Genomic DNA, 5,481 nt, shown 5'->3' with positions numbered 1-5,481 from the left:
GCTTGGCCTGCCGACCGTTCGTTGTTCAGCTGAACCTGCCGATTCCATCCGGCAGCGAGAGCCACCAGCAGGAGGACGAGAATCAGCCCTCCGGCCCAGAGCAGACGCCCGTCGCGGGCCAGCTCGCGCATATCCTTGGCGGCAATGATCGCGAACACGTCAGCTCTTCATGTGCTTGAGGTAGAGCGCTTCGAGATCGGCGTGGCTGACATCCTCGCTCCTCAATTCTTCCACCAGCCGCCCGTGCTTCATGATGCCGAGGCGGGTCCCGGTCTGCTTGGCGTGGAAAAGATCGTGTGTCGTCGTCAACACCGCCACGCCGTCGTTGCTGGCCTTGACGAGAAGCTCCGAGAACTCGTTGGCGGCGGACGGGTCAAGTCCGGAGGTGGGCTCATCGAGCAGAAGGGCTTTGGCATTCTTGGCCAGCGCGATGGCAATTCCCACCTTCTGACGCATGCCTTTCGAATAGGTCGCGACCCGGTCATCGGCGGCTTGACGAGGCAGGCCCGCCGCCTCAAGCAGTTCGAGCAAGCGCGGCCGCGGCAGGCGCTCACCGATTGCGAGCGAAGAGAAGAACGCGAGATTTTCCAGGCCGGAAAGCACGCCGTAAAGCGTGACCTGTTCGGGGATGTACGCAAGAAGCCGCTTCGTCTCCAAGGGATGGCGCACGACGTCGATCATGTTGATTTGCAGGCTACCGGATGTCGGCTGGAGGAAGTTCAAGAACAGATTGACCAGCGTCGTCTTGCCCGCGCCGTTGGCCCCCAGCAGGCAATAGATCTCGCCGGGCAGGACGCTGAGCGAGACATTGTCCAGAGCACGTTTGGCGCCAAACTGCTTGGTCACCTCAATCGCATCGAGCATGGATCTCATAAACTCCAACTGACAGGTAGCGGTCCCCTCGGGGACTTGACGAATGTAATGTTATTACATTACGTCAGGACTGTGAAGACGAGACGCGGGGTATGGGGGAAGTATGCGTTATCTGTTCTGTTCAGTGTCTGTAGCTGGTCTCTTGATGGCCGGGGCAGGTGTCCCCCTTTTCGTCGCTCAAGCGCAAGCTCAGACGCCCTCGTCGTCCGCCAAACCGGCGGCTAACTCGCTGCCGCCCGTGACTGTCGATGCGCCGCAGCGGCAACCAAAGGCGAGATCGACGGCTGCGTCGAACGCACAAAGAGGGCGCGTCTCGCGGACCAACAGAACTCCGCGCCCCCCGATCACCGCGGAGGCATCACCGCAGTCGCAAGGTCCACAGCGGGGGCCGGCAACGCCGCTCAACACCAACGTGGTTACGCTGAGCGCGAGCCGGCTGGGACTGACTCCGCGGGAAATCCCGGCAAGCGTCGAAGCCGTCGGTGCGGAGACGATCCGCGAGCAGGGCTACCACACCACGATCGACGCGGTAAAAGGTGCAACCGGCGTCACCGCTGGCGACGCGCCGAACGACGTGTCGTTCTCCATGCGCGGTTTCCAGGGCAACCAGGTCAACGTGACCTATAACGGCATCAACATCGGGCCCACGGGCTTCACGGCGTTGACCATGGAGACGTTCAATCTCGATCGCGTCGAGTTCCTGAAGGGTCCATCGTCGCTGATGTCGGGGCAGGGCGCGGTCGGCGGCGCCATCAACTATGTCACCAAGGCCCCGCATACGGGCCCGATCCAAAACGAAGCGTTTGTCGGCTTCGACTCCTTTGGCAGCTACCGTGCCGGCTACGGGTCCGGCGGCAGCACCAACATCAAGGGCCTGGACTATCGCTTCGACATCAGCCGGTCGGACGTCAATGGCTTCATCAACGACACCGACGCCAGGAATCTGCACGTCTCCGGCCAGCTCGACTATCGTCTGTCGGAATCATTCAAGGTTTTTGGCGCCCTCGAATACAAGGACTATCAGGCTCATGTCTACGAGGGGACACCGCTGGTCCCGGTCGCCTTCAGTGGTCCTTACGCGACGAATGGGATCGTGTCCGGCACAAAAGTATCGGACTATAACCCCAGCAATCTCGGAGCAGTGACTATCGACAGCCGCACGCTGACGACGAATTACAACGTGCTCGATAACCACAAGACCATCAAGGAGACATGGGCGCGCGGCGGTTTTGAGTGGAATCTGACGAACGACGTCACGCTGCGAAGCCAGACCTACGAGTACAATGCCAGCCGCGACTGGTACAACAACGAGGTGAGCGCCTTCAACACCGACATCACACGGGTTAACAATCCGATCGACCGCGAGCGCTTCTTCGTGCATCACAACCAGAACACGGTTGGCAACAACACCGATGTGACCTGGAACTCGCGCTTCTTCGGCATGGAAAACCGCCTGGTAACGGGCGTCGAGGCCTATCACCTCGACTTCACCCGGCCCGGGGCGGCAAACTTCCCGAGCGACCACGTCGCGTTGGTCGATCCTGATCGGGGATATTATGGCTCGCTGACGACGAAGCGACAGACCGCCACCATCGACAGCGTCGCCTTCAATCTCGAAGACCGGCTGAAGATTACGCCGACGTTCGCCCTGATCGGTGGCCTGCGTTACAATCCATTTGAACTCGATCGCACCTCGACTGACAAGTTCGGCGCGAGCAACGCCGGGTTTCCCTATTCGGCAAGCTGGCAACCTGTGACGGGGCGCATCGGCTATACCTGGGAAGCGCTTCCAGGAATGACGTTCTACAGCCAATACGCAACGGCGAGCGACTTGTCCGCCGACAGTATTTTCCTGCTCAGCCCCACCCAGCGGCTGACCCTGACGACGGCTCGCAGCTATGAGACCGGCGTCAAAAATCTGCTGTGGAACGGGCGCGCAGAGTGGACCTTCTCGGCGTTCGACATCGAGCGCGACAACGTATACTCCGCACAGGCTGGCCAGACCCTGAATCTCGCGGGAAAAGTGAAGTCGCAGGGTGTCGAATTCGCAGCAGCAGTCCGTCCGATCCCCGAGCTCAAGCTCTGGGGCAACGTCGCCTACGTTCACGCGCGCTATGCCGACTACGATTTCACCGGCGGCTCGTTTTCCGGCAATGCGCCACCGAATATCCCCGCGCTCATCGTGAACGGCGGGGCATCCTATCGCTTCCTCAATCCCGGCTGGCTGCCGGTCGAGGCCGGAATCTCGGTCAGACATGTCGGCGACCGCTACACCACCGATGCCAATACCGTGACGATGCTCGCCTATACCACGGCGGACGCCTTCGCGTTTGTCGACATTCCGAAGTCGAAGGCGTTTCCGACCTTCGACAACACCCGGGTGACGTTCCGGGTCCGAAACCTCACCGACAGAAAATACGCTGCATGGAGCGATCCGTTCTATCCGGATCAGATCTTCCTTGGCGCAGCGCGTACCTACGAAATCGAAACGTCCTTCAAGTTCTGATGGTGAGTGTACGCCCGTTGCGGGTTCTGGTTCTTATCCATCGTTGGTTGAGCATCCCGCTCTGTCTGCTGTTCGCGATGTGGTTTGCATCCGGCATCGTGATGCATTACGTGCCGTTTCCGGAGCTGACCGAAGCGGAGCGCTTCGCAGGATTGCCCGTCATCGACGTTTCCGGGGTGAAGCACAGTCCCGGCGAAGCTGTCGCGGCGAGCACGCTCAAAAACGTCAGGTGCGTGCGTCTCTGGCAGCGCAGCGACGGTCCGGTGTACCTGGTGTCGGCGGCGTCCGGAATGAAAGCCCTGCATGCGGACGATTTGAGCGCGGCCGACATCGGCTCCGGGCAGGTGGCACTCGCAATCGCGTCCGAACATGCACGCCTGCGTGGACTGAACACCTCTGCCGCCGCTTTGGCAGAACTCGCGGACTATGATCAATGGACGGTCCCGAACGGGCTCGACGGGCACCGACCGCTCTATCGTATTGCTCTGAACGATCCTGCGGGAACGGAACTGTACGTCTCGTCACGCACCGGCGAGGTCGTGAGAGATACGACGCACGGCGAACGCGTCTGGAACTACCTTGGAAGCGTTGTGCACTGGATATATCCGACTGCGCTACGCAAGGACTGGATGGCCTGGAACGTCACGGTGTGGTGGCTGTCGCTTGCTGCGGTCATCGCCGCGCTGTCGGGCCTGATCGTAGGCCTTCTGCGCCTCAAGCGGGTGCGCGACCGGATCGTGTCTCCCTACCGAAAGTGGCATGCTTGGCACCATTGGCTTGGTTTGGCGTGTGCGGTCTTCGTGATGACCTGGATCGTCAGCGGCTGGCTATCGATGGACCATGGCCGTCTCTTCTCCACCGGCGCGCTCACCAGATCGGAAGCAGATCGGATCGCGGGGATGCCGTCGTGGGGCGAACTGACGTCAGTGCCCGAGTCCGTGTCACCGGCCGCCCGCGAGATCGAGTGGTTCGCTTTCGGCGATCGCATCTATCGACGCATTCGAACGGGCGTCGATGCGCAGCAGCTCTCGGTGGCGGCTCCAGCATCTGCTGGTCCTTCTTCCTCATTCTTGCAGGCCGATGAGGTCAATGCCGCCATTTCCCAGGTCGTTGGCGGCTGCTCGAGCACCAGTGCTGTCGAGCGAGATGACGACTACTTCATTGCATCTGAAGTTGCGCCAGCTCCCGTGTATCGATCCATTTGCGGGGACGTATGGTACCAGATCGACGGCGCGAGCGGCGCCAACCTGGAAAAGCTTGACGCCCAGCGTCGAACCTATCGCTGGCTGTACCGCGCGCTGCACACATTCGATCTCCCCACCTTGATGGCACGCCCAAGCTTACGCACGGCGATGGTTGTCGTCCTGTGCACGTTTGGAGTCGCGTTCAGCATCACCGGAGTCGTGATCGCGTGGCGGCGGCTGAGGCTGGAATTTCGTTGACCCGATTTGGATTTGGCCCTCTTTCCCGCGCGCTGTGAGGCGGCGACCACAATCCATTGTGATGAGCTTCCGGGGGCTGTTGCGCACCTGTATGTAACGTTATAACATTACCTACTCGGGGCAATTCGATTGCGTGTCAATGAAGCTAGACCAGCCGATTCCGGTAACGATCCTCACGGGCTTCCTGGGTGCCGGGAAATCCACGCTGCTCAACGAGCTCCTGGAAAGCGAGGCCTTTGCGGACACCGCCGTCATCATCAACGAGTTTGGCGATATTTCCATCGATCACGATCTTGTTCGGGTGAACAAACGCGAAATGATGGTGACGACCACAGGCTGCCTCTGCTGCACGGTCGCGAGCGACATCAGGACTTCCCTGTTCGAACTTTACGACGCTGTGGAGAGCAAGGCTGTCCCGCCGTTGAAGCGCGTGATCGTCGAGACGACCGGGCTGGCCGATCCGGCTCCGATCATCAATCAGGTCACACCGGGCGGTCTTCCGGCAGCGGGGTTTCGGGATCATGTCGTCGCAAGGTGCTTCCGGCTGTCCGGCGTCGTCTGCGCAATCGATGTAACGACGATCGAAGCGTCGATGGAGCGGCACTTCGAATGCATGAAGCAGGTGGCGTTTGCGGACTTCGTCGTGCTCACCAAGACGGA

Annotated in this window: 4 protein-coding genes; 3 read left to right on the top strand and 1 reads right to left on the bottom strand. The window is 60.6% G+C overall.

Annotated elements, in window-relative coordinates:
* Window positions 1-159: 159 nt before the first annotated feature.
* A complete protein-coding gene (locus YUA_RS0140675) occupies window positions 160-864 on the bottom strand; it encodes an ABC transporter ATP-binding protein (protein WP_027535761.1) in 705 nt (234 codons plus the stop codon).
* Between the two features lie 154 nt (window positions 865-1,018).
* Here YUA_RS0140675 and YUA_RS0140670 point away from each other — a divergent pair, with 154 nt between their 5' ends.
* The 3 genes from YUA_RS0140670 to YUA_RS46655 form a co-directional block, all read left to right on the top strand.
* Complete coding sequence (locus tag YUA_RS0140670) at window positions 1,019-3,379, top strand: TonB-dependent receptor (protein ID WP_084293200.1); 2,361 nt, start codon at window positions 1,019-1,021, stop codon at window positions 3,377-3,379.
* Between the two features lie 17 nt (window positions 3,380-3,396).
* Window positions 3,397-4,821, top strand: a complete 1,425-nt coding sequence (locus tag YUA_RS0140665) for a PepSY domain-containing protein (RefSeq protein WP_256375420.1) — start codon at window positions 3,397-3,399, stop codon at window positions 4,819-4,821.
* A 139-nt stretch (window positions 4,822-4,960) separates the two neighbouring features.
* The coding region (locus YUA_RS46655; RefSeq protein ID WP_035973062.1) for a GTP-binding protein at window positions 4,961-5,481 on the top strand (521 nt) is incomplete at its 3' end.

This window comes from Bradyrhizobium sp. WSM3983 (genome assembly GCF_000473045.1).
GTDB lineage: Bacteria > Pseudomonadota > Alphaproteobacteria > Rhizobiales > Xanthobacteraceae > Bradyrhizobium.
Note: the sequence above shows the minus strand (reverse complement) of the source record. Positions and strands in the feature narration are given on the sequence as shown.